21 protein-coding genes and 1 riboswitch are annotated in these 23,789 nt (G+C 44.5%); of the genes, 2 read left to right on the plus strand and 19 right to left on the minus strand.

Going from position 1 to position 23,789, the window contains the following annotated elements:
• Nucleotides 1-133: 133 nt before the first annotated feature.
• The 8 genes from ACQKMP_RS06335 to metA form a co-directional block, all read right to left on the minus strand.
• Nucleotides 134-277, minus strand: a complete 144-nt coding sequence (locus ACQKMP_RS06335) for a hypothetical protein (RefSeq protein ID WP_156113077.1) — start codon at nt 275-277, stop codon at nt 134-136.
• A 176-nt stretch (nt 278-453) separates the two neighbouring features.
• Complete coding sequence (locus ACQKMP_RS06340; RefSeq protein ID WP_379423528.1) at nt 454-954, minus strand: 3D domain-containing protein; 501 nt, start codon at nt 952-954, stop codon at nt 454-456.
• A 481-nt stretch (nt 955-1,435) separates the two neighbouring features.
• Entirely contained in the window at nt 1,436-3,373 is a 1,938-nt protein-coding gene (gene thrS, locus ACQKMP_RS06345; protein ID WP_076300071.1) for a threonine--tRNA ligase, read from the minus strand.
• A 498-nt stretch (nt 3,374-3,871) separates the two neighbouring features.
• Nucleotides 3,872-4,039 carry a toxin-antitoxin system HicB family antitoxin gene (locus ACQKMP_RS06350; RefSeq protein ID WP_042186214.1) on the minus strand — a complete coding sequence of 56 codons (168 nt, stop codon included), beginning with the start codon at nt 4,037-4,039 and terminating at the stop codon, nt 3,872-3,874.
• A gap of 11 nt (nt 4,040-4,050) precedes the next feature.
• On the minus strand, nt 4,051-4,893 hold the full coding sequence (locus ACQKMP_RS06355; protein ID WP_042186213.1) for an SPFH domain-containing protein: 843 nt from the start codon (nt 4,891-4,893) through the stop codon (nt 4,051-4,053).
• 207 nt (nt 4,894-5,100) lie between these two features.
• Nucleotides 5,101-6,237: a cyclic dehypoxanthinyl futalosine synthase gene (gene mqnC, locus ACQKMP_RS06360; RefSeq protein ID WP_042125644.1), complete on the minus strand. Its 1,137-nt coding sequence runs from the start codon at nt 6,235-6,237 to the stop codon at nt 5,101-5,103.
• 268 nt (nt 6,238-6,505) lie between these two features.
• A complete protein-coding gene (locus ACQKMP_RS06365; protein WP_042186212.1) occupies nt 6,506-7,678 on the minus strand; it encodes an aminotransferase class I/II-fold pyridoxal phosphate-dependent enzyme in 1,173 nt (390 codons plus the stop codon).
• A 36-nt stretch (nt 7,679-7,714) separates the two neighbouring features.
• Nucleotides 7,715-8,635: a homoserine O-acetyltransferase MetA gene (metA, locus tag ACQKMP_RS06370; protein WP_042186211.1), complete on the minus strand. Its 921-nt coding sequence runs from the start codon at nt 8,633-8,635 to the stop codon at nt 7,715-7,717.
• 113 nt (nt 8,636-8,748) lie between these two features.
• Nucleotides 8,749-8,879, minus strand: a riboswitch (SAM riboswitch).
• A gap of 398 nt (nt 8,880-9,277) precedes the next feature.
• On the opposite strand from metA, the gene corA reads away from it, so the two are divergent.
• Nucleotides 9,278-10,213 carry a magnesium/cobalt transporter CorA gene (corA, locus tag ACQKMP_RS06375; RefSeq protein WP_042125638.1) on the plus strand — a complete coding sequence of 312 codons (936 nt, stop codon included), beginning with the start codon at nt 9,278-9,280 and terminating at the stop codon, nt 10,211-10,213.
• An 82-nt stretch (nt 10,214-10,295) separates the two neighbouring features.
• Here the strand turns inward: corA and ACQKMP_RS06380 are convergent, their stop codons facing one another.
• The 8 genes from ACQKMP_RS06380 to ACQKMP_RS06415 all read right to left on the minus strand — a co-directional run bounded on the left by ACQKMP_RS06380 (nt 10,296) and on the right by ACQKMP_RS06415 (nt 19,450).
• Entirely contained in the window at nt 10,296-11,312 is a 1,017-nt protein-coding gene (locus ACQKMP_RS06380) for an HRDC domain-containing protein (RefSeq protein ID WP_427469216.1), read from the minus strand.
• A 211-nt stretch (nt 11,313-11,523) separates the two neighbouring features.
• Nucleotides 11,524-12,405 carry an ROK family protein gene (locus ACQKMP_RS06385; RefSeq protein ID WP_042186209.1) on the minus strand — a complete coding sequence of 294 codons (882 nt, stop codon included), beginning with the start codon at nt 12,403-12,405 and terminating at the stop codon, nt 11,524-11,526.
• A 264-nt stretch (nt 12,406-12,669) separates the two neighbouring features.
• On the minus strand, nt 12,670-13,596 hold the full coding sequence (locus tag ACQKMP_RS06390; RefSeq protein WP_042186207.1) for a 5'-3' exonuclease: 927 nt from the start codon (nt 13,594-13,596) through the stop codon (nt 12,670-12,672).
• 210 nt (nt 13,597-13,806) lie between these two features.
• A complete protein-coding gene (locus tag ACQKMP_RS06395) occupies nt 13,807-15,189 on the minus strand; it encodes a hypothetical protein (protein ID WP_042186205.1) in 1,383 nt (460 codons plus the stop codon).
• Between the two features lie 25 nt (nt 15,190-15,214).
• A complete protein-coding gene (locus ACQKMP_RS06400; RefSeq protein WP_379422622.1) occupies nt 15,215-16,066 on the minus strand; it encodes a carbohydrate ABC transporter permease in 852 nt (283 codons plus the stop codon).
• Nucleotides 16,044-17,102, minus strand: coding sequence for a carbohydrate ABC transporter permease (locus ACQKMP_RS06405; RefSeq protein ID WP_339246261.1), 1,059 nt, complete (start codon nt 17,100-17,102; stop codon nt 16,044-16,046). The genes ACQKMP_RS06400 and ACQKMP_RS06405 overlap by 23 nt, the downstream gene beginning before the upstream one ends.
• A 12-nt stretch (nt 17,103-17,114) precedes the next feature.
• Nucleotides 17,115-18,380, minus strand: coding sequence for an ABC transporter substrate-binding protein (locus ACQKMP_RS06410; RefSeq protein WP_379422625.1), 1,266 nt, complete (start codon nt 18,378-18,380; stop codon nt 17,115-17,117).
• A gap of 20 nt (nt 18,381-18,400) precedes the next feature.
• Nucleotides 18,401-19,450, minus strand: a complete 1,050-nt coding sequence (locus tag ACQKMP_RS06415) for a LacI family DNA-binding transcriptional regulator (protein ID WP_042186198.1) — start codon at nt 19,448-19,450, stop codon at nt 18,401-18,403.
• 316 nt (nt 19,451-19,766) lie between these two features.
• On the opposite strand from ACQKMP_RS06415, the gene ACQKMP_RS06420 reads away from it, so the two are divergent.
• Entirely contained in the window at nt 19,767-21,551 is a 1,785-nt protein-coding gene (locus tag ACQKMP_RS06420) for a glycoside hydrolase family 36 protein (protein WP_427469026.1), read from the plus strand.
• Between the two features lie 95 nt (nt 21,552-21,646).
• Here ACQKMP_RS06420 and ACQKMP_RS06425 read toward each other — a convergent pair whose 3' ends face one another.
• The 3 genes from ACQKMP_RS06425 to ACQKMP_RS06435 form a co-directional block, all read right to left on the minus strand.
• The gene (locus ACQKMP_RS06425; RefSeq protein WP_379422629.1) at nt 21,647-22,021 is read right to left on the minus strand and encodes an arsenate reductase family protein; all 375 of its coding nucleotides are present in this window, start codon (nt 22,019-22,021) and stop codon (nt 21,647-21,649) included.
• A 181-nt stretch (nt 22,022-22,202) separates the two neighbouring features.
• The gene (locus ACQKMP_RS06430; RefSeq protein WP_427469027.1) at nt 22,203-23,192 is read right to left on the minus strand and encodes an RluA family pseudouridine synthase; all 990 of its coding nucleotides are present in this window, start codon (nt 23,190-23,192) and stop codon (nt 22,203-22,205) included.
• A gap of 1 nt (nt 23,193) precedes the next feature.
• Nucleotides 23,194-23,760 (minus strand): cob(I)yrinic acid a,c-diamide adenosyltransferase, encoded by a 567-nt coding sequence (locus ACQKMP_RS06435; protein WP_427469028.1) that lies wholly within the window; start codon nt 23,758-23,760, stop codon nt 23,194-23,196.
• Nucleotides 23,761-23,789 lie beyond the last annotated feature (29 nt).

A 23,789-nucleotide genomic window follows, 5' to 3' on the forward strand; every position in this document is an offset into this window, starting at 1 on the left:
TCTCTAGACGGAGACGAATGGGTTAATATTCCATTTACTTCATTATATATGAAAAATGAAAAAAGACCGTCCCTCAGTTTTAAACTGATTGGGACAGTCTCTTTATTCAGCAGTCTTCTGCTTCAGAAGCGCATTATTGTTGCGGTTTCTGAGCTGGCTTAGAAGTATTTCCACTTTGCTTAGTTGCGCCGTCATTCTCAACAGCAAACTCAGCATTGTATTTTTCATTCGGTGTTTTGTAGTTTTCTTGAACTTTAGATTTTTTATTATTAGCCACGTAATTCACCTCCCTTATCCCTTATGCAGCATAGATAATGCTTACTAAGAGAAAATCTTGGATGAGGCTAATGCTCTGCCCCAGTCCGTATTATGGCAAGGTGATGTCACTATTATGCATGACCAAGTGAAATTAAGTTCAATCCACCAAATTCATTGAAGTATAACCGCTAGATCTTAAATGGATTCTTCCAGCAGGGATTGCGGTACAGCATTATAAGTCTCAATTGCCTGAGTGAGCTTCTTCAGCATCACTTCTGTACATGTACCGTTTCCTCGCTTAATGAGCTGAACTACAACTGATTTTTTGCCCCATTCCTTATACACCTGTTTCGTAGTAGCAAAATACAAATCAATCTTCCGCCCTTTAATGGCAGATCCTGTATCAGCTACGATGCCGTATCCATAACCAGGTATATAAAGTATACTCCCTAACGGGATTACCTTAGGGTCAGCAGCAATAGTCGAGACTGTGTTCTTATCTCTACGTACTTTAACACCTGAATAGGTGATTCCGTATTCGGGATGTTTAGATGTTTTACCTGTTGATTCATAACCCGCAGTATAACCCGTCGCCATCACTTTCATTGAAGTAATAATCTGGTCAGGAGCTGGCGCAGCTACAGGAACAGAATTCGGCGATTTTGAAGAGCCTGTGCCCCCACTCCCTTTGGTAATTGGAGCTTTAGTGCTCTGTGGTGACTTTGTAGCTACTGGTTTATTTTTTGTTGTCGCAGGAACGATCGGTACGCTGGAATATGGCTCGTTTGATAACAAGGTAGAACGGCCAGTGGTGAGAATAGCTTGTTGATCTTTGGTTCTCATTGAACCAGAATTAGCCTGAGTATGTTGCAATTCGTTCGAAAGCGTTTTGCTAATATCTGTGTGCTGTAATGTGTCTCCTGTCCCATTGGCCACAACTGCTTGATGCTTGGATTCAGGAATGATACCTGCAGCAGTCAACAGTAGGACTATTGTGACGAAAAGACACCAAAACCTCTGAAATATGCCCATTTTGTTCATGTGATAAACCTCCCCCTTATTAGCGAAGGTTTCCCGATTCACAAAATTTTATACATAAAGATCAATTTTCAATCCTTATGGGCATATGACAGAGGTCGTTATTAGACGTACTTTTGGTGTTGATTATTACAAGTAATTAGGAGATTACACGGTCAGCAATTTCCTGAGCCAGCAGCTCAATCACTTCTTGAAGCGGCTTAGCTCCCATATCGCCTTCTCCACGCTTACGGATGGAAACTGTCTCGGCATTCATCTCATTCTCGCCAACTACGAACATGTATGGTAGCTTCTCCAGCTGAGCTTCACGGATCTTATAGCCAAGCTTCTCATTACGTAAATCTGCCTCAGCAGAGATACCACGGCGACGCAGCTTGTCTGTAACTTCCTTAGCATAATCGTCGAAGGCAGTCGAAACAGGAATAACTTTAACCTGCTGTGGAGACAGCCAAAGCGGCAGTGATCCTGCAAAGTTCTCTAACAAGAAAGCAACAAAGCGCTCCATAGTACCTAAAATACCGCGGTGTAGAACGACTGGACGGTGTTTCTGACCATCGTCACCGATATATTCCAATTCAAAGCGTTCAGGCAGCAAGAAGTCGATCTGTACAGTGGAGAGAGTTTCTTCTTTGCCTAGTACAGTCTTGATCTGCACATCCAGCTTCGGACCGTAGAAGGCAGCTTCGCCTTCTGCTTCGTAGAATGGCAGACCAGCTTCTTCTACAACTTCACGCAACATACGCTGTGCAGTTTCCCACATTTCGTCATTAGCGTAATATTTCTCTGTATCCTTAGGATCACGATAAGACAACCGGAAACGGTAGTCATTAATACCAAAGTCACTGTATACCTGTTTAATCAACTCGATTACACGAATGAACTCGCCTTTAATTTGATCCAGACGGCAGAAAATATGGGAGTCATTTAGAGTCATCGAACGCACACGGTGCAAGCCAGTCAATGCTCCTGACATTTCATAACGGTGCTGGATACCCAGTTCAGCAATACGGATCGGCAGATCACGATAGCTGTGCATGGAGCTCTTATAAATCATCATGTGATGCGGGCAGTTCATTGGGCGAAGAACAAATTCCTCATTATCAATAGTCATTTTAGGGAACATGTCCTCTTGATAGTGCTCCCAGTGTCCAGAAGTTTTATATAGTTCAACATTACCAAGAACCGGAGTATATACATGTTGGTATCCTAGACTTGCTTCCAGATCCACAATGTAACGCTCCAGAATACTGCGCAGTTTAGCACCCTTAGGCAGCCAGATCGGCAAGCCTTGGCCTACTAATTGATTAAATGTGAAGATTTCAAGCTCTTTACCCAGCTTACGGTGATCGCGTTTCTTGGCTTCTTCAAGCAGACGAAGATGCTCATCGAGCTGCGCTTTTTTAATCCAAGCTGTACCGTATACGCGTTGAAGCATTTTATTCTTGCTATCGCCGCGCCAGTAAGCACCAGCTACATTCATCAATTTAAAGACTTTGATCTTAGAAGTCGACGGTAAGTGTGGTCCACGGCACAAGTCGAAGAATTCGCCTTGTTCATAGATCGAAATCACACTATCTTCAGGCAATGCTTCAATTAGTTCAAGTTTGTAAGGATCGCCTAGCTCACCGAATATTTGGAGCGCTTCCTTACGGCTAACTTCCTTACGTACGATTGGAAGGTTCTCAGAGATAATGCGATCCATTTCCTTTTCAATCTTTAGCAGATCCTCAGGATTAAGCGGATGTTCCAAATCCATATCGTAGTAGAAGCCATCTTCGATAACAGGACCTACACCAAGCTTAACTTCCTTTGTTCCATATAAACGTCTTACAGCTTGCGCCATCAAGTGGGCAGTACTGTGACGCATAACTTCCAAGCCTTCAGGTGAATCCAAAGTTACGATTTCTATCAATGCGCCTTCCTCTAGCGGAGTGGACAGATCCACGACAATACCATTCAATTTCCCTGCCACCGCATTCTTGCGAAGTCCACTACTAATAGAAGCCGCTACATCATCAATATTACTACCTTCTGCATATTCCCGAACGGAGCCGTCCGGAAGTTTAATACTTACCATTTTAATTTCCTCCTTCATTTCCTTAAGCCAAACAACAATTTTAAATTTTTCGAAACGGAAATATCCACGCATACAAAAAACGCCCGTCCCGCAAAGGGACGAGCGTTTGCACCCGTGGTTCCACCCAAATTCGATTCTCTCAATCTGCTCTTAAAGCAGAGTCGAGTCAGAATCCTTCGTAAGCATGGAATAACGACCATGAACCGGCGGTTCTTACTATCCCATTTCAGGGAATTCATAACCGCAGCTACAAAGGGGTAAATCGATAGTAGGATACCGGAGGAAATTACAGCCTATGTTCCCTCTCTCTGATACGGTCCAGAACAATCCATTCATATCTTTGTCAAAGCTGTTAACGTGAATTATGGAGTAATTATAAATCTGTCCTCTCTGACAGTCAAGTCTGTAGAGGGAGCAAAATTTTGTAAACAGCGGACACAGTCACCTACACGGACAGTTCTGCAGCCAGGAAATAGCGCTAGAACTGTCCTTAACAGGTTACTCTTCTCTGCGTTTCCCAGGTAAGCGGCCTGCACGTTTCAAAGACTCACGCAGCAAGTATTCGATATGTCCGTTTACACTGCGAAATTCCTCTCCCGCCCAACGTTCCAACGCCTCATGCAGATCCGGATCGATCCGCAATGGAAAGCTTTTCTTGGCCGCCATGATGCACCGCCTTAATACAACGAGCCGGCGTTAATGACCGGACTCGCTCCGCGCTCCGACACGATCGCCACCATCAGATTATTAATCATGGCCGCTTTACGTTCTTCGTCAAGCTCCACTACACCGCTCTCTTTAAGCTGTTTAATCGCCATATCGACCATACCAACTGCACCTTCAACAATGATTTGACGAGCAGACAGAATGGCAGAAGCTTGCTGCCGCTGCAACATGGTGCTGGCAATTTCTGTTGAATAAGCCAAATGTGTAAGCCGGGCTTCAATGACTTCTACACCAGATAAGGACAAACGCTCTTGAAGCTCAGTCGCTAACTCTTTAGCAATTTCATCTGCATTGGCACGCAGGGACATCCCAGATTCATTGAAGTTATCATAAGGGTATTTGCTGGCTACATGACGCAGCGCCGTTTCACTCTGAATCTCTACGAAAGCCATGTATTTATCTACATCAAAGAGGGCTTTAGCGGAGTTAATCACCTTAAAAACGATAACTGCAGCAATTTCAATCGGATTACCTTCAACATCATTGACCTTGAGCTTCACACTGTTAAAGTTACGAACGCGTAGGGAAACCGTCTTACGTACGCTGAACGGAATAACTGCGAACAGTCCACTCGTTGCAATAGTCCCTACATATTTGCCGAAAAAGGTGACTACAACCGACTTATTAGGTTGTACAACCGTAATACTCGTACATAGTATTGCTGATACAACGAACAGAATGACCGGTACTGCAATATACTCCTGAACAGCACCATAGATTCCACCAGCCAAACAAACTGCAATTAATGCGATAACCCAAAATCCGCTGACAGGACGAAGCGTCTTCTCCTTCATAAAAAAGCACCCCCATAAGATATTCTTTTGATATGATTATGATATCACTTTTGGATAATAATGTGTATACAGAAATGTAATAAAATAATGAATTTATGTTCACAGGTAAAATAAACCTTCGAAATCTTAACCATACAAAAAAACGCTTGCTGCTCAATCATCCACTAAACGGATTAACGAGCAACAAGCGTTGATTTAATTTATATATTAGTTCTGCATGATGAAATCATTATCAATCTTCGCATTAGCATCATCGAACACGCGCAGAATATCGTAGCGTGTATTCCGCTGTGCCGGGATTTTGCCTGCTTCGCGGATCAGCTGAGTAATCGATTCGATATTGACCTTGTAGGTTGCGCCCGCAGAAGATACTACGTTTTCTTCAATCATCGTACTACCGAAATCGTTGCAGCCATATTGAAGGGAAAGCTTACCGACCTCTGGTCCCATTGTTACCCAAGAGGACTGGAAGTTTTTAATATTGTCTAGAACAAGGCGACTTATGGCTACCGTCTTCAGATATTCTTCAGGCGTTTGTCTATCCAGCTTCAGGTTGGTATTGTCCGGTTGGAAGGTCCAAGAGATAAAGGCCAAGAAACCCTCTGAATCATACTTGTTGGCAATACACTCGTCCTGAGCCTCACGCACACGAAGTAAGTGTAATGCCCGTTCTTCCATACTTTCACCAAGTCCAATGACCATCGTAGCTGTCGTATTCATACCGATCTTATGCGCTGTCTGCATGACATCCATCCACTCGCGCCATGAGCCTTTAAGTCGGCTGATCTTGCGTCGTGTGCGATCATCGAGAATTTCCGCTCCACCACCTGGTAGTGAATCCAGGCCAGCAGCATGGATTTCACGCACAACTTCCTCGAGCGATAATCCAGATACTTCTTTCATCTTCATAATCTCAGCAGGAGAGAAGGAATGCATTGTAATCTCAGGAAAACGTTGCTTAATTCCGCGAAGTATATCGGTATAATAGCTGAAAGGAAGATTTGGGTTCGTACCGCCTTGCATCAGTATTTCTGTACCATTTACAGCGATAGTCTCAGCGATTTTTTGGTAAATCGTCTCATCCGGCAATACATAACCCTCATCAGAGCCAGGTCTGCGATAAAATGCGCAGAAACGGCAGTAGACATCACATACATTCGTATAGTTAATATTACGACCAATTACAAACGTGGCCATCGGGTCTGGATGCCAGCGTTCCATTATGGTGTTTGCAGCTGCACCCATTTTCTCAATTTCGTTGCTCTCGAACAGCCGGATGGTATCTTCCAATTGGAGACGTTCACCCCGTAGGGCTTTGTCCAAAATAAGATCTATCGCACTCATCGTTCGCATCCTCCTTCTAAACCCTTAGGGGTATGGTAGAATCACAAAATTACAGGAAGAAAAAACGTTGTCTCTTTTTTCAAGGTGACAACCCTTTCTCATACAATTGAACAGTTCATTTCCTCATCGTATCACAATCTGAACAGCTTGAAAAATGCTTTTACATTCTTCGCAAATTCCTATCCAGAAGAAAAGCAGCATCGCACTAAGCGATACTGCTAGTTATACTCTATTTCTCCACTAACACTCGATTGAACATTTCTTCCTGTTACTTGGACTCAATTTCTGCCCTAGCGGCTTCTAGTGCTTGGCTAAGATCAGCAATCAAATCCTCTGCATGTTCAATACCGACGGAGAAGCGCAGTAAACGATCATCTACACCCACAGCATTTCGAATCTCCACAGGAATATCAGCATGCGTTTGTACAGCCGGATAAGTCATCAGTGACTCTACACCGCCCAAGCTTTCTGCGAATGCAATAAGACGAATATGACGAAGAAGCGGCTCTACGTATCTGGCATCTTTTAATTTGAAAGAAAAAATACCGGTATTGCCTGAAGATTGGCGATTCTGGATTTCATGTCCTGGATGATCAGGCAATCCTGGATGGAACACTTCCGCAATCGCTGGATGCTCTAATAAGTAGTGAGCGATCGCTAATGCATTGCTTTCGTGACGCTCCATACGCAGCGCCAATGTCTTCAAGCCCCTCATCAACTGATAACTGTCTGTTGGTCCGAGCACGGCGCCAATAGAGTTATGTAGAATAGCTAATTCAGCTGATAATTCTACACCCTTGGATACAATCAGGCCTGCCAGTACATCATTATGACCACCCAAATACTTAGTAGCGCTATGAACTACAATATCCGCACCTAATTCTATAGGCCGTTGGAAGAATGGAGTCAGCAGCGTATTATCTACAATGCTAAGTAACCCATGATGACGTGCCCAAGTGCACACGGCTTCAATATCCGTGATCATCATAAGTGGGTTCGTTGGCGTTTCAATAAATACAGCTTTCGTATTTGGACGACGCGAAGTTTCCAGTGCATCCAAATCATTCGTGTCTACATATGAAGCAGTGATTCCAAACTTGGACATAATCCGTTCCAACAAACGATAGGTACCGCCGTAAAGATCCAGCGAAACGATCAGATGGTCGCCTTGAGCAAACAAGGTAAGCACCGTTTGTATCGCTGCCATCCCTGAGCTACAAGCAAATCCTGCATCTCCGGATTCCAGTTCTGCAGCTGCATTCTCAAGCACTGAACGGGTCGGACTCTTGGTACGGCTATAATCAAACCCTGTGCTCTGACCGAGTTTTGGATGACGAAATGCCGTTGCATTATAAATCGGAAAATTAATTGCTCCTGTGGCTGGATCTTCTTGAGAACCTATTTGAGCCAGTCTACTTTCAATCCTAAGTTTGTCATCCATGATTAATGCCTCCTAATTTATATTGTAGCGCTATTATTAGTAAACAATCGGGTCGATATCATAAGGCGTTTCTTGATATACATAGTAATTGAGCCAGTTAGAGAATAATAAATTGGCATGCGCACGCCACACTGCTGGAGGTGTACGTTCTGGATCATCTTTAGGGAAGTAATGTTTCGGCAAAGCCATCTCCATCCCTCTAGACACATCACGGTCATATTCCCATTTCAAGGATAGAGGATCGTATTCGGAATGTCCGGTCACAAATATTTGTTTACCGTCGTTTGTAGCCACTAGATACATACCAGCTTCTTCGGATTCCGCCAGAATCTGCAGATCTGGATTATTCTCAATATCTTCACGGGAGACATCGGTATGACGAGAGTGTGGTACATGGAATACCTCGTCAAAGCCGCGCAACAGTTTAATGTTATTTTGATTAATCGTATGAGGGAAGACGCCAAAACATTTCTCAGGCAATGCCACTTTACGAACACCAAAATGATGATATAAGCCTGCCTGTGCCGCCCAACAAATATGCATGGTTGAAGTCACATTGTCCTTGCTCCATTCAAAAATCTCTTTCAGTTCTTCCCAATACGATACTTCCTCGAACTCCATTTGTTCTACAGGAGCACCTGTAACGATTAAACCATCCAAACGGCGGTGGCTGATCTCGTCAAAGGTTTTGTAAAAGCTCTTCAAATGTTCAGCAGAAGTATTCTTGGAAATATGGGAACGCGGATGCAATAAAGTAACATCAACTTGTAGTGGCGAATTTCCAATTAAACGCAGCAATTGAGTCTCTGTCGTCTCTTTAGTCGGCATGAGGTTCAGAATAGCAATCCGTAGTGGACGGATATCCTGATGGAAAGCCTGACTTTCGTCCATCACAAAAATATTTTCTCCGGATAGTACTTCTTTCGCCGGTAAACTGTCGGGAATTTTAATTGGCATTGTCTTTCCACTCCTTAGCTGAATTTAGTTATTTTGCCGCACTGCGGCTTGCTGAACATAAAAAGACCTTCCTCGGAAATCGAGAAAGGTCATATCTACAGTCATATGCGCCTCTCTCATCTGCCAGAATGTTCCTGAAGACGATTAGACGTCTGCAGAAATTCCGCAAGAATTAGCACCGTGCGTTTACACGCCGGTTGCCGGGTTTCATAGGGCTAGTCCCTCCACCTGCTCTTGATAAGATTTAGCTGTATTCAATTAAATTACTTTAAAATTCACTTTAAATCATGAACCTCCTTTTCGTCAAGTCCATACAATGCTGAAGAAGCCTCAAAATCACAATAAATTTGCTTGAAAGAGGCATACTCCGTTGTTATACTAGACAAGTATTTCATACCTGAACGAAAAGAAGAGGTGAGAAGAAGGATGGAAGGCGACCCGAGCTCGCAAATATGTGTACAGAATGAGCAACCACACAGGATAATCATCAGCTTGCCGGCGGCGGGAGCAGTTCTTCTTCATGCCCTCGAAACGTCATTTGGCCCTATGTATTGATTGTACCGCCGGCCAAGCTGATTTTTTTCTCTGTGCTTAATTTAGCAGTCCCTAGTGAAGACCTGGGGATAGGAGGAGTGAAATCAGATGAAAATCCGGCTGGTAAATGCAGGGGTTTTTACACCTATTGATGAAATTGATGAAACACTAACACCCCCAACGGAAGGGTTCTATTGGATTGACGCCGATGTTGAGGATTTGGAGCTGCTTCAGCCCTTGTTCAACCTACATGATCTTGCTGTTGAGGATTGCCTTAGCGAAGAGGATCAGCGTCCAAAGATCGAAATATACGAAAGTCACTACTTTATAGTTGTAAATAGCATCCGCTTTGACGATGAAGAAATTTTTCTACGGGCGCTCAATGTATTCCTTGGAAGACATTACATCATCACTGTCACGAAACAAAAGATCAATGAACTACGAATCCTGAAGCCTATGCTCTGGGAGCAAGAAGTAAGTGAACCGGATATGTTCCTTTACTTGCTAATTGACCTTGTCGTTGATAACTATTTCTCCGTCGGCGACCGAATTGAAGCTCGGATTGAGAAGCTGGAAGAAGATATCCTCATGCATACCAAGAAGTCACATCTCAGTGAAATTATCGGTCTGCGAAGTGAAATTCTATGGTTGAAGAAAATGCTGGGGCCACAAAAAGAAGTGATCAATACCCTAAATAAAAAAGACCTCCGTCTGATTGATGATCAGCTGCAGAAATATTTTAGCGACATTTATGAAAATGCGGTTAAAATATCTGAAACCTTTGAGACGTATCGCGATCTCATGGGCAACTTACGAGAGGCATACCAATCCAGTATCGCCAACCGCGCGAATGAAATTATGAGAGTATTTACTGCGATTACAACAATATTCATGCCCCTGACCGTAATTACCGGAATCTACGGTATGAACTTTGATCATATGCCCGAGCTTCATACGAAATATGGCTATTATGGCGTTATAGGCGTTATGTTGACGTTAGGCTGTGGGATGCTGTATGTTTTCCGCAAGAAGGAATGGCTATGAAACAAACCGGACGAATAAGCAAGACGAAGGACCTGTAACCGTAAGGTATAAGGAAGCCTTCGTCTTTTTGGTATGCGCAAATTTAAAAACTGGTCGCCATGCCCACTTTATGCGTTTGCTCTCGACGGAAACGGATGCGGATCAATCGCAGACGCTCATAATAAATATCCAATCCTTCAGCAGCGGAAAAGTCGTCGCCATACACCTTATGTAACACCGGTTTTAGGAAAAGATCCCCGAGCTCCACATAGGCATTCCATATAGCATCCTGCTCATTCTGCGGCATATTGCCAAGCTCTACATGGATTAGCTTCTCGACGGAATAACCTTCTCTTTCTAGCTCCTCTACCGCTTCTATAAGTTCACGCCGGTTCACTCCACTATTCACCTTAAGCTGTTCCAAGCCCAACCCATTCTCGATCCCCTGCAGCAAAATCCTCCGCAAGCGCAGTCGTTCTAGCTGCTTCTTATATTTGACTTCTTTCTGTTTATAAAGCCAAGAGACGAAAGACTCCTCTTCAATTACTTCATGCACCCAATTTAGAGGGAAGGAATGTTCCCTTGCCACCGCAGTAGTTATAGCCAGCCAATCAGCCCCAAACTGCGCTATCTTGCCTTCTCCCACACACGGAATTTGCATCAGTTCCTCTGGCGTATGCGGTAGAAATGTACTTAACAAGCGCAACAGACGATTACTGGCGAGAATATAGGGCGCCTTCCGTTCACTCGAAGCCTTACCACGGCGCCAAGCACATAACTCTTCATAAATGGCTTCATTCCCATAATGTTCGCTGTAATATTGAAGCTTCAGCTGTTCCTGATTACGCCCAGTAAGACTATCCTCCTCGTGGAATATCCCATCGATTAAGGGTCGATAGCCATCTCCCATCTTCACTGCTAGCTCATGCCTGTATACACAGAGCATCTCATTCCATGAACCACCTTCATACCACAAATTCTCAATGTAATTCTCCCCACCTGAAAAATCACGCCAGCCCAAACTCCAGATCCCCTCTTCCTCTCCAATCCACAGCTGGGCGTACACCTCTTGATCCACTCCAGATATTCTGGATAAACGGTTCATAAACACAATTTGCATATTCATCCCTACCTTTCTCAACATTACAGCAAGCACAATAACCTTCCGGGAAGAGCCTCCTTCGGAGCGAACAAATCCTTTCTCAATCAGACCCCGAACGCAAAAAAGCACCTCTCTCACGATAAACGCGAAAGAGGTGCTCCCTCATTAAATGCTATACTGTTAGATCCTAGAATACCATATATTACCGAACAGTCAATGTCTTTTTATACTAGCTTCTAGCTAGAGCTAATGTAGCCAATCCAATCGCTCCAGCAAGCCCTGCATTGTCTCCAAGACCTGGTGAGACAACATAATTATCGATGTCAATATTAAGCGATGGATGCTGAACATATCCGCTCAATAACTCTTGCAGCTTAGTGCGAATTAACGGGAACAGGTGGCTTTGCTTCATAACACCACCGCCCATTACGATTTTTTGAGGAGACAGAATCAGCACATAGTTCATGAGTGCATGTGCAAGATAGTGAGCTTCCATTTCCCAAGCCGGATGGTCCACTGGTAGCTCTCCTGCCGGTTGTCCCCAGCGTTTGCCGATCCCCGGACCTGCGGCTAATCCTTCAAGACAATCGCCATGATAAGGACAGTAACCCTCAAACGTATCCTCTGGATGTCTACGAACTAGAATATGTCCCATCTCAGGATGTGACAATCCATGGACCATCTGGCCGCCAACAACCGCTCCTGCTCCAATGCCTGTCCCAACCGTAATATAAAGACAGCTGTCCAAACCTTTAGCCGCTCCCCATTTACTTTCCGCAAGCGCTGCACCATTCACATCCGTGTCAAAGCCGATCGGAACGTTAAATTGCTCAGCCATTGTGCCTACCAGATTATATTGTCCCCAGTGAGGTTTTGGTGTCGTTGTTATGTAACCATAAGTAGGGCTGTCCAGTACGGGATCAATCGGTCCAAAAGATCCGATTCCGAATGCTTCTACATTCTTCTCTTTAAAATAGTCTATTACTAGTCCCATCGTTTCTTCCGGTGTTGTTGTCGGAAAGCTAACTCGGTCAACAATGGTACCGTCCTCATAACCAATCCCACATACAAACTTTGTTCCGCCTGCTTCAATCGCTCCCAATAGCTTCACAGCAATTCTCTCCCTTTCTCTAGTTAGAAGTTGAAACGCTACCCATACACAAATGAATAATATCATTAAAAAAAGCAATCACCAGCCCTAATTATACGTCGAATGAAGCGCTATCACAACAAGTATAAACGCCTTTTGCGTCCTTATAAGGACGCAAAAGGCGTTTAAGAGAGAAAGATAAGGATAATGTTTAGTGTGAAACTTATACGTTCTTATAGTTTAACAAAACACCCTCCATGCATCTTTGCATGAAGGATGTCTTCTTTAACCCAAATCGCCTAACTCAATCTGTACAATTCCTCGTTCGTCCTGCACCTCAGCAATCAAATGCATCAAGCTGCCGAACTCTAGCTCCTGAAATTTGCGCGCAGCTGTTTCCCGCTGTAGTTGCCACAAGGCTTCCGTCAGCTCGCAGACCACTGGTACATCGCAACGGATTTCCGCTAGCTCTCGCGATAAATGCAGCATATCCAGATCTGCTTCGATTTTGGTACGCACACCTTTAGGGAGCAGATGCAGATTCTCAATTACACCTTCAACTGTTCCGTATTCGGTCAGCAGTTTCAGCGCAGTCTTCTCACCAATCCCTTTTACGCCGGGATAATTATCACTGGTATCGCCCATAAAGCCTTTCAGGTCAATCACTTGTCTAGGGGTTAGCCCCTTTTCCTCCAGCAATTCTGCAAGGTCATACACTTTATAGTTAGAGCGTCCCTTTTTCATAATGACGACCTTAACATTCTCATCAATGAGCTGAAGCATATCATGGTCACCCGTCAAAATATATACCTCAGAGTTTTCACTGTAACAAGAAGCCAGCGTACCAATGCAATCATCCGCTTCATAGCCTGCAAGTCCAATATTCGGCACCCCAAGCTCAGCTACTACATCTTTTACTAGATCGAACTGTGGAATCAGCTCTAACGGGGCTTCAATCCGATTCGATTTGTATCCATCGTATTTCTCGGTGCGGAACGTTCCTTTGCCCATATCCCAGCAGCATACGACGTGAGAAGGCTCAAATGTGCTTACCGCATCGAAAAAATACTGCAAAAAACCATACACCGCATTCGTCGGCAATCCAGCTTTTGTCTTGCGAATATATCCTCCATAAGAGGTCGCATAAAAGGCCCGGAACAGCAGAGCCATTCCATCTACAAGCATTACACGGCCCGTTGTTTCTGCTCTCATGTATAAACCTCTCCCTTAATCGTTCATTGTATTGTTATTAAGCGCTTGTCCATGTTATTGCACAAAGAGTATTCTATCAGAAAATACATGATCTGATAAGGGATCATATAGTTACACATATGGGAGCTTATTCTTATCCTTTGAAATTAACATAAAAGACCACGCTCTCAAAATGAGAAGCATGGCCTTTTGTTGTTTAGCTAGATACGATTATTGCACAGCGGACACACGGTGTGTCTCACCTTCAGCTACTTCAAGTGTAATAAAGCTAATTAGTCCTCTACCATCAGTTGATTCCTGCTTTGCTGTGATGGCAGTGCCGTTATGGTATAACTTACTAACATTTCCAGGGAAGGCCGCTTTCCAGACAAAAGGCTCTCCAGATTGCAACGTAATTGCACTTTCTGTGTTGCCATTATGTTTAACCGTGAGAGTACGGTCGAGAATTGGGATCTCCCCCATCTCCGCCCATTCCAGAGAATGTGCAAGGGCAGGCAGTGTGCTGATTAAAGATGCTCCATTCGCCGCAATTCCCATCAATCCGGTAGCTATGGAACCAATCACGCAATAAGACACTTCTGGGTAATCCCGGCGATCTAGAGTAGGGTCAACCAGCTCCTTCAACTCGTTGAAGGCCTCCTCTTTCTCTCCATACCGATAGAAAATATCCGGCAGATAGGTTTTCCCCTCGACATTGGCTACACGATTGACTTTGACATCCTCCAGCGCCATACGCAGTTTTTCCTGATTACTGATCGAACCGTAATAGAGTGGAAGAAAGTTGCCCTCAGCATGGTAGTCCGTTACGAAGGACCGGTCTTGCAGCATCGCACCGTAGAAACGATCTTTTGCTTCATTCCACCAGTCTTTCTCGTAAAGCTGTTCCAGTTCTTTCGCCTTGTCGGCATACTGCTTCGCTTCTCCAGCTTGGCCTCTAAGACTAGCGAGATGGGCAAACGCTCGGTATCCAGAAATCTGTGCGCCGATCATATCACCGCCGAGCAGCGGATGAAGTCCAGCTTCATTGAAAGTCGCCAAACCTCTTCGGCCATACTCCGGATAATACTCCAATAGACCATCGCCATCTTTATCCCAAGTCTTCGTATATTCATTTAATGTTAATTCGAAGAATTCCAGCAGCTTGCTATCGTTTAAATAATAGTTATCGCCCGTCCATTGGTATTGTCGCCAGCTTGTGTCGATAATATCGAAGTTTGCAGGGAGATTGTACCAGAAGTCCTGGTCATTATCATAATCAACTGGGGCAGGCACATTGTCCTTAGTGATCTCCCAGTATGTACACCAGTCCCGCGATTCCGCAATGTTCTCAGCAAAACGCATGATCATATTCTTAGTATGAAGTCGAAGCCCCAGTACAGCAGCTCCATTGCTATGATGCATAACATCACGAATGCAAAAAGCTTCACGTTCAGGCAATGCTGCCTCATACCATAGCCCAACGTCATCTTCACCAAAATGGGCATATGCTAGTGCCTGCTGTTTGGCCCAGACAAAACCTTCGTTCAACTCTTTGTCAGAGGATTGGAAAGTTACTGCACCTGCTTTAGACTTTATTTCATTCAGATGAGTCATCTCAAAGTCACTCCTGTTATTCTGTTTAGCTTTCCTTAGAACCCGAGAAGGTCAGACCCTCCATAAATGCCTTTTGCGATGTAAAGAACAATAGTATACATGGCAGAGTTATTACGACTGCTGCAGCCATCAACAAATTGGTATCTGTGGCATAGGTGCCTTGAAATCCAGCGAGTCCGAGCGTGAGCGTCTTCCATTTATCGCTGTTAATATAAATCAGCGGCCCCATGAAGTTGTTCCAGGATCCCATGAAGACCATGACGCCAACAGCCATCAAAGCCGGTTTGGACAGCGGGAGGAAGATCGTCCGCCAAATTTTAAAGTAACCGCATCCGTCGATGATTGCCGCTTCCTCAAGCCCAACAGGCAACCGGGAATAAAACTGGCGCAATAAGAAAATATAGAATGCTGAGCCAAAGAAAGCCGGAACGATCAATGGATAAAGTGTATCGAGCATGCCCAGCTTTTTGAACAAAATGAACTGTGGGATCATCGTTACTTCACCGGGTAGCAGCATGGTTGAGAGGACGAGTACGAATAGGAATCCGCTTCCTCTAACCTTTAACCGAGCAAACGCGTAGCCGACAAGCGAACAGGACAGCACCGTACCTATAATGGGCAGAACGGTTGTAATCAAGGTATTAAGCAAATATTGCGGGAATGGAAAGGCCGTGAGTGCCTTGGCATAGTTGGCCCAACGCCAGCGCTCCGGCCAAATACTCATCCCCGAAACTGCAAGCTCCTCTAGACTTCGCAATGAGGCAGAGACCATCCAAACAAATGGATACAGGAACGCAACGCTCCCGATCAGCAGCAGAAGATAGGCCAGCCAGTGCCACTTTTTCTTTGCAGAATTACGCTCTTTTTTGACGGACACGACGCTTCCTCCCTCCGGTTTGCTCTGTTTCGTAGTACACCCATAAAGCACTGCTGCGGAATACAATCGCGGTGAACACTAGGATAATTACAAAGAGTACCCAGGCCAGCGCAGAACCGTAGCCCATTTTGAACCACATAAAGGCATTTTGATATAGGTAATAAGCATAGAACAGCAATGAATTATCTGGCCCTCCGTTGATCATGAAACCTTGGGTAAACGTCTGGAAGGCGCCTATCATACTTGTGACTGTATTGAAGAAAAGGATAGGCGAGATCTGAGGCAGAGTAACATGCCATATTTTTCTCGCGGCAGTGGCACCATCGATTTCGGCCGCTTCATATAAACTTTGCGGAATGTCTGACAAGCCGGCCAGATAAATGATCATATTACCGCCAACGGTCCAAAGGCTCATAATAATTACCGCAGGCATCGACCAATCCGGACTGGAGAACCAACCAGGACCTTCAATGCCAACCAAACGCAGCAGCGAGTTCACGAGACCGACATTCGGATTAAAGATCCAGATGAACAGTACCATTTGTGCAACACCCTGCACCAGTGTAGGGAGATAATAGATCGTACGGAAAATATAAATACCGCGAAGCTTCAGATTCATCAGGATTGCAATAGCAAACGACAAAATGACCTGCAGCGGAACACTTACCAATGTGTAATAAAAAGTAACGGACAACGATTTATAGAAAAGTGTGTCTTTGAACAGCATCCGGTAATTGTCCAGCCCCGTCCACTGCGGATCACTGACCACTTCCCATTTATTGAAGCTGATATAGAACGAGAAGATCATCGGGCCTACCGTAAACAATAGAAAACCGATAATCCAGACCGAAACGAACATATAAAAGCTAGCCGTTTTGGTATGCATAATCTTCTTCTTCACCAGCATTCTCATCAATACAAAAATAACAATGAAGACCAGCGCAATCACGGTCAGAAAAGGGAGAAGCGGCAGTAAATCTGCCGGCATCCCCATTCCTTCATAGAAATTGTAAATCCCTTCTATTATTCCATTCATAGTATTCTCCCGTTAGTTTTGTTGTAGGATCTTATTAATCTTCTCTGCTACCTGCGGGAATACTTCCTTAACATCCTTTTGACCAATTCCGATCGGGGTCGTATCGTCGATAGCTTTCATCTCGTTACCGATCTCATTCGTACGCTTCTGAGCTTCCTGTGCATGCTGCTTCTCCGCAGCAAGAACGAAGGCATTCAGATTCTTATCCGGATAAATGGCTTCAAATGCACTAGTAGCACTGCTCAGAACAGGAATTCCATAGGCATTTTTGTTGCCGCCAATAATTTTTTGAGTTTCTTCATTCTGTGTCAGGTGATTAATGAAAATCTTAGCCGCTTCCGCGTTCTTGCTGTCTTTGCTAAGTGCCAGACCGTTGACTTCCTTAGAACCGCCACCTCCAGGGAACGGTACTAGATCCCATTTAAAGCTTTCTACTTCAGCCATCTGCGGTAGGTACCAAGGACCAAAGTCGGTGAACATACCGATTCTGCCGCCAAGATACCAGTTCATCATGTTCTGACCTTGTTTTTCTGTATCATTCGGTACAATACCCTCTTGCTTGGAAGCAACCATATACTCAGCGGCTTTAATGGCTTCAGGCTCACCCAATGCTGATTGGGTCAGATCATCACTATAGAATTGCCCACCGAACGAATAGATCCAGTTGCCCAGGTATAGCGGTTCAGAACCAAAAACCTTGGTAGCTCCCTCACCAGATGTTAGCTTCTTGGCGATATCATTGAACTCATCAGTCGTCATTGGCTCCGTTTTGCTCGGAAGCGGAATGTCATTCTTCTCAAAAAGGTCCACATTAATTGCCATAACCTTAGGCTTAATAATGAAAGGCGCCGCGTAGGCTTTGCCATCTACACTCATGGAATCAAGCAGTGTAGGCGAGCTGAAGACGGATCCATCCACTTCTAATTCTTGGAAAGCGTTTGCAAAACCAGGTAAATCCCCTCCGGAGATCAGCATCACATCCGGTGCAGTCCCCCCGGCAATCATCGTCTGTAATTTCGTCAGATAATCCTTTTGAATCCATTGACTTTCTACTTGAATATCTGGATAAGTCTTCTTAAAGTTATCTATCGCTTGCTTAATGGCGTCAGCCTCTGACTGGGCTCCCCAATAAGCAAACGTAATTTTCCCTTTAGGAGCCCCACTGTTACCTCCAGAGTTTGAGGAGCTTTGGGCTGTGTTTCCTCCGTTACCGGAGCAAGCGGATAAAGCAATTACAACAAGCAGAGATAAAACAATCAAAGACCATTTTTTCATCATGTTGTCCCCCTTTTGAATGTTTAACTACCTTCAGATGAATGGGTTTCTGCACCGCAGCTGCTTCTGATGATCAGTTTAGATGGAAGTACAATCTTTAACGGCACTTCTCTACCACCGATACGTTCCAGCAGCATCTTTACCGCGCTCTGACCCATCTGTTCTGTATAGATTTTCACCGTCGTTAACGGCGGATTGGCATAGGCGGCCATTTCAATATCATCGATACCGACGATGGCTACATCTTTGGGAACCTTTAAGCCCGCTTCCTTCAGCGCCCTTCCGGCTGCGATAGCCATCGGGTCCGAACCGATCAAAAAGGCCTCCGGCAAGTTTTGCTTCTCAATCGCATCCTTCATGAGCTGATATCCAGTGGACATAGAAAAGTTATTGCCGATGTGGACATGTTCAGGCATGTACAAATTCTTTTGCTTCATATAAGCTTCAAAGCTACTTTGCCGCTGATCCAATGAATCTGTACCGGAATTGGAGCCAAAACGATTAATGAAATCACGCGAGCTAATTAGACCGATCCTCGTATATCCAAGTCCAAGAAGATGATCTAATGCTGTTCGAGTTACTTTATCGAAGTCGTTAACAACGGAATCAAAGCGATTCTCATCCGGTGAGTAGTCCACAAAGACGACATTCTGTATCCGACTAAAAAATAAATTATAAGGATCAAACTCGAATTTCCCAATCACAATAAGTCCATCTAAACCTGACAGGCTTTCATAGGATTCATGGTTTACCCAGCGGATAGTACGAGTAATATGCAGGCCAAGCTGATTGAACTCTTTCTCGATTTGCAGTCTGATGGATAAATAATAGGGGTCCTCTGATTCAAATTGCTCCGAACAAAAGGTTACCAACCCAATTTTATAATCTTTCAGATGTGCCGCATGAGTTACTGGACGTCGCTGACTCCCTTTATATTGCAGTTGTTCCGCAGCGGACAGAATCTTTCTCCTTGTTTCCTCCAATACCGATAACGAAGGATCTCCGTTCAGCACCCGGGAAACAGTAGATGCAGATACCCCTGCCAGACTTGCGATATCACGAATAGTTGCCAAAACTAATCACCTTTTCACTTCATATTTGGGAAACACCCCTCACAATCATTTTATAGTTTAGCCAATCATTTGCCAATCTAAATTATGTTTGTTTACTAAACATCAGTGAACTTATGCGTGGTTCTAATATAACAGGGATTATTTTGTTTGACAATACTTATATTTAATCGCTTTCATCATTTATTTTCGCTATTAATGAAGCTTTTATCAGATAATAATTTATATTATATATTCTTGTTTACTATACGTTTCGTAAATATTATACTCATAACGAATGGTAAACAGTAAATATCTATTTTTTGAACTAGGAGGCATTATGAAAACTTTAATCAACAACGACTGTCCCCATGTAACTCTTATTAGCGACAACCCTTTCTTTGAGAGCACTACCACTGTTGAGACCATCGAGGAGAATCTTTTTCTGATTCATATCCGGTTAACAGCCTTGCAAAAAGATTATCCGCCCGTGTGCCGTATAGAGTGGTCTATTCCAGCAGTTGACATCCATTCCCTCTGGCATCCGGGAACGGACCGAAATAAAGCTTTTCAGGTAGATTGGGGCGATGGCTTCCAATCCAAAAGCACTTCCCTCGCGCCAGTAGCTTCCCTGTTCAACTTAAGCGGACAGAACCGCATGACCTTTGCTTTTAGTGATGCCTTGAACAATGTGTCCATTAAAGCCGGTATCCATGAAGAGGATTCCAGCTTCCTATGCTCTGTAACCCTGTTCGAAGAAGCCCTACCGAAGATGGACCATTATGAAGCTACACTTCGGATCGACCATAGAAATATTCCATACCATAAGGCGTTGGAGGATGTAACATTATGGTGGGAGACCTTACCCGGCTATAAACCGGCCGTAGTCCCTGATGTAGCCTTACGTCCTATGTACTCTACCTGGTATTCCTTCCACCAAGCGTTGAACGCCGCCGAATTAGAGGAGCAATGTAGACTTGCTAAGGAACTCGGCTGTGACAGCATTATCGTCGATGACGGCTGGCAAACAGACGACAACAATCGGGGTTACGCTTTTACTGGCGACTGGGAGGTTTATGATGGTAAGATTCCAGACATGAAATCGCATGTCGAAGCTGTTCATCGACTTGACATGAAATACATGCTTTGGTTTTCCGTTCCGTTTGTAGGCAAATGCAGCAAGGTATGGGGTCAATTTGAGAATAAGCTGCTTCGCGTAGATGAAAAACTAAACGCCGGCGTGCTTGATCCTCGTTACCCAGATGTACGGGAGTATTTGATCCACACCTACGAACAGGCCGTTACAGGCTGGGATATCGACGGACTAAAGTTGGATTTCGTGGACAGCTTCAGACTCAGTCCAGATCAGAAGGAAGGAACTGCAGAGGGTAGGGATTACGAATCGGTGCCGGAAGCAGTTGACCGCTTGCTCTCCGATGTTATGGATCGATTAAAAGCCATCAAACCTGATATTCTGATTGAATTCCGCCAGACCTATATAGGCCCTCTGATGCGAAAATACGGCAACATGTTCCGAGCGAACGACTGCCCTAATGATTCTATTCAGAACAGAGTCCGTACACTTGACCTGCGTCTTCTGTCAGGAAATACAGCTGTTCATTCCGATATGATCATGTTTAACCCGAATGAACCTTTAGAGAGTGCGGCCATGCAATTGATCAACGTGATCTTCTCTGTTCCGCAAATCTCCCTGCGTCTTAATGACATCGGGGAGGATTATTTAGCTATGCTGCGTTTCTGGCTAGCTTTCAGCAGGGAGCATAGCGATGTTCTGCTCAGAGGAGCGTTATACCCACAGCAACCGGAGTTACTATATCCTTTAGTGACTGCACGAAAAGACGACATACAAATTATCGCTATCTATGCCGATGCTGTTGTTCCTATAGATCAGGATGCTTCCCAATTATTCATTGTGAACGGAACCTATAGCGAAAAGCTAGTCATCCGAAGCTCCCTTTCCCCTGCGTACTACAAGATACAGGTTAAAGATTGTTGCGGACAACTCATCAGCTTACAAACCCAGCAAATCAACAAAGGATTACTTGAAGTGTCAGTTCCTAAGGCGGGGATAATTAGCTTTACCCGAGTACCTGGCTCCCTGTAATTCCATCTATAATTCTTGTGTTTTTCAAATAGAGTATAACAAAAAGGGATGCCACAACAGCCATGAAATGACTGTTGGACATCCCCTTTACGGATTTATACTTCGGAAGTATTGGTCCAAGCTTCAGCATATTGATCTTCTTTAAAGCCTACCGTAACTTTAACACCATCAGTGACAATCGGACGTTTATTTAGCATACCATGGCTCGCGAGCAGCTCAAGCTTCTCCTGCTCACTAAGCTGTGCCATTTTGTCCTTAAGACCCAATGCTTTATAGACTTCACCACTTGTATTAAAAAACTTTTTCAATTCTAGTCCGCTATTGGCCAGCAATTCACGCAGCCCCTCAACGGTAGGCGGCTGTTCTGCGATGTTTTGAAGCTCAAGCTCATGACCTTGAGCTTGTAGCCATTTTACTGCACTGCGGCAGGTGCTGCATTTTGGATATTGATATACTTTTAGCTTGCTCATGTTGTTCTCCTTTAATGGTAGTGATGAGTGCGCTACGCTGGCAAATTATTCTTCCGATCGCAGTTATCCTCAGATTTCTTGAATTAGTCCGCTTGTTGCGGATGAAATCCGAGGATAAAGGCGAAATTCCGTTTCTCCAGAACCAATTCACCCTCTCCGCTTAACATCACTAAGATAATTTTTACCTCAAATTCGCTTTCGGGCCTTGCTCCAGTATTTCCTCCAAGGCCGCCATATCAGGCGGCAAAGGAGCTTCAAAGATCATTTCCTGCAGCAGCACCGGATGCTTGAACGTCAGACGCACCGCGTGCAGTGCTTGACGCGGTATGGAAGCATCTAGTGCTGTAACGGACTCTAACTGTTCACTTTGAGTTAAAGTCAATTCCGGTAGATTATACAGCTCATGACGATACATGCTGTCACCAATCAAAGGACAGCCGATAGAGGTCATATGGACCCGAATCTGATGAGTACGACCACTCTCCAACTTCAGTTCAACTTTTGAACCTTGTGCGTATACGGTTTTAACCTCATACCGAGTCAGAGAAGGATAACCTTCCGGTGTCACGATACGCCGATGAGGCTCCTCAGGATCACGGTCAATAGGTCCGTCGATATCGCCGAAAGGCTCCACAGGAGCCCCATGAACAAATGCAGCATAACGTTTGTCCACTGTACCCGCAATCATCTGCTCAGAAATATGCTGATGGCTATACGGATTCTTGGCGATGACTAACACACCGGAGGTTTCCTGGTCCAGACGATGGACGGGTCGAAAGCGGAAACGTTCATTTTTTTGCTCCCAATAATGAACTACTCCGTTAGCCAGCGTATCAGTGTAATGTCCGTGTGTGGGATGCACGATGATCCCTGCTGCCTTGTTTACTACGAGCAGATGCTCATCTTCAAATAGAATTTCAAAGGGAATCGGCTGCGGTAAAATATCATCCGAAGTCTCTGTTTCCATGCGAATCTGTACAATATCGCCTGCCTTAACATGTACGCTGATATAAACACGTTCTCCATTTAATGTAATCCCTTGTTCTGTTTGCTTAAGGCGTGACATCAATTTACGTGAGACATCCATCCGTTTATGCAGGATCGTCTTCAGCAACCAGTCATCCTCTTCAGGCGGTATAATGTAAGTAATTGGTGAATAATAGCTAGTCATATTAGTCTCGGAACACCTTTTTACTGCGAATGTATTCTACATCAGTAATCCCTGCCCGTGTATTAGCCGTCCTAGCCAGCGCAAAGAAATAATCAGATAACCGGTTCAAATAAATAACCGCTTCCGGGTTAATGTCTGCATTTCGTCCAAGTGTAACTGCCCGGCGTTCCGCCCGGCGGCAAACCGTACGGCACACATGTAGAACCGAAGCTAACGGACTGCCCCCAGGGAGGATGAATTTTTCTAGTGGTGGATTCTCTGCTTGAAGATCATCAATCCAGCCCTCCAACCGTTTAGTCATCTCACTTGTTACCATATATTGACCACCATCACCTAGCTTAATAAAAGCCAGATCGGTTCCGCAATCGAATAGCTCATGCTGAATTTCCAGCAGCTGCACGCGTACATCATCAAACTGATCGTCCTCCATCAGGCTCCTTGCCTGACCTACAAAGCAATTCAGTTCATCGATCGTTCCGTAAGCTTCAACTCGGACATCGTCCTTACCAACCCGGCCGCCAATCACTGAAGTTTGACCCGCATCACCCGTGCGTGTATAGATCACCATGGCTTACTCCTCCTATCCATTCTTCAAAT

The sequence above is a fragment of the Paenibacillus sp. NPDC101420 genome (genome assembly GCF_050277435.1).
Taxonomy (GTDB): Bacteria; Bacillota; Bacilli; order Paenibacillales; family Paenibacillaceae; genus Paenibacillus_AQ.

Coding starts and splice junctions, on each gene's coding strand:
- ACQKMP_RS06420 (WP_427469026.1), top strand. CDS start 19,767: ATGAAAACTTTAATCAACAACGACTGTCCCCATGTAACTCTTATTAGC.
- ACQKMP_RS06350 (WP_042186214.1), bottom strand. CDS start 4,039: ATGGCGGCCAAGAAAAGCTTTCCATTGCGGATCGATCCGGATCTGCAT.
- ACQKMP_RS06425 (WP_379422629.1), bottom strand. CDS start 22,021: ATGAGCAAGCTAAAAGTATATCAATATCCAAAATGCAGCACCTGCCGC.
- ACQKMP_RS06395 (WP_042186205.1), bottom strand. CDS start 15,189: ATGACTCATCTGAATGAAATAAAGTCTAAAGCAGGTGCAGTAACTTTC.
- ACQKMP_RS06365 (WP_042186212.1), bottom strand. CDS start 7,678: ATGGATGACAAACTTAGGATTGAAAGTAGACTGGCTCAAATAGGTTCT.
- ACQKMP_RS06435 (WP_427469028.1), bottom strand. CDS start 23,760: ATGGTGATCTATACACGCACGGGTGATGCGGGTCAAACTTCAGTGATT.
- thrS (WP_076300071.1), bottom strand. CDS start 3,373: ATGGTAAGTATTAAACTTCCGGACGGCTCCGTTCGGGAATATGCAGAA.
- ACQKMP_RS06380 (WP_427469216.1), bottom strand. CDS start 11,312: ATGCAAATTGTGTTTATGAACCGTTTATCCAGAATATCTGGAGTGGAT.
- ACQKMP_RS06390 (WP_042186207.1), bottom strand. CDS start 13,596: ATGAGAGCAGAAACAACGGGCCGTGTAATGCTTGTAGATGGAATGGCT.
- ACQKMP_RS06410 (WP_379422625.1), bottom strand. CDS start 18,380: ATGATGAAAAAATGGTCTTTGATTGTTTTATCTCTGCTTGTTGTAATT.
- ACQKMP_RS06430 (WP_427469027.1), bottom strand. CDS start 23,192: ATGACTAGCTATTATTCACCAATTACTTACATTATACCGCCTGAAGAG.
- corA (WP_042125638.1), top strand. CDS start 9,278: ATGAAAATCCGGCTGGTAAATGCAGGGGTTTTTACACCTATTGATGAA.
- mqnC (WP_042125644.1), bottom strand. CDS start 6,237: ATGAGTGCGATAGATCTTATTTTGGACAAAGCCCTACGGGGTGAACGT.
- metA (WP_042186211.1), bottom strand. CDS start 8,635: ATGCCAATTAAAATTCCCGACAGTTTACCGGCGAAAGAAGTACTATCC.
- ACQKMP_RS06405 (WP_339246261.1), bottom strand. CDS start 17,102: ATGAATGGAATAATAGAAGGGATTTACAATTTCTATGAAGGAATGGGG.
- ACQKMP_RS06355 (WP_042186213.1), bottom strand. CDS start 4,893: ATGAAGGAGAAGACGCTTCGTCCTGTCAGCGGATTTTGGGTTATCGCA.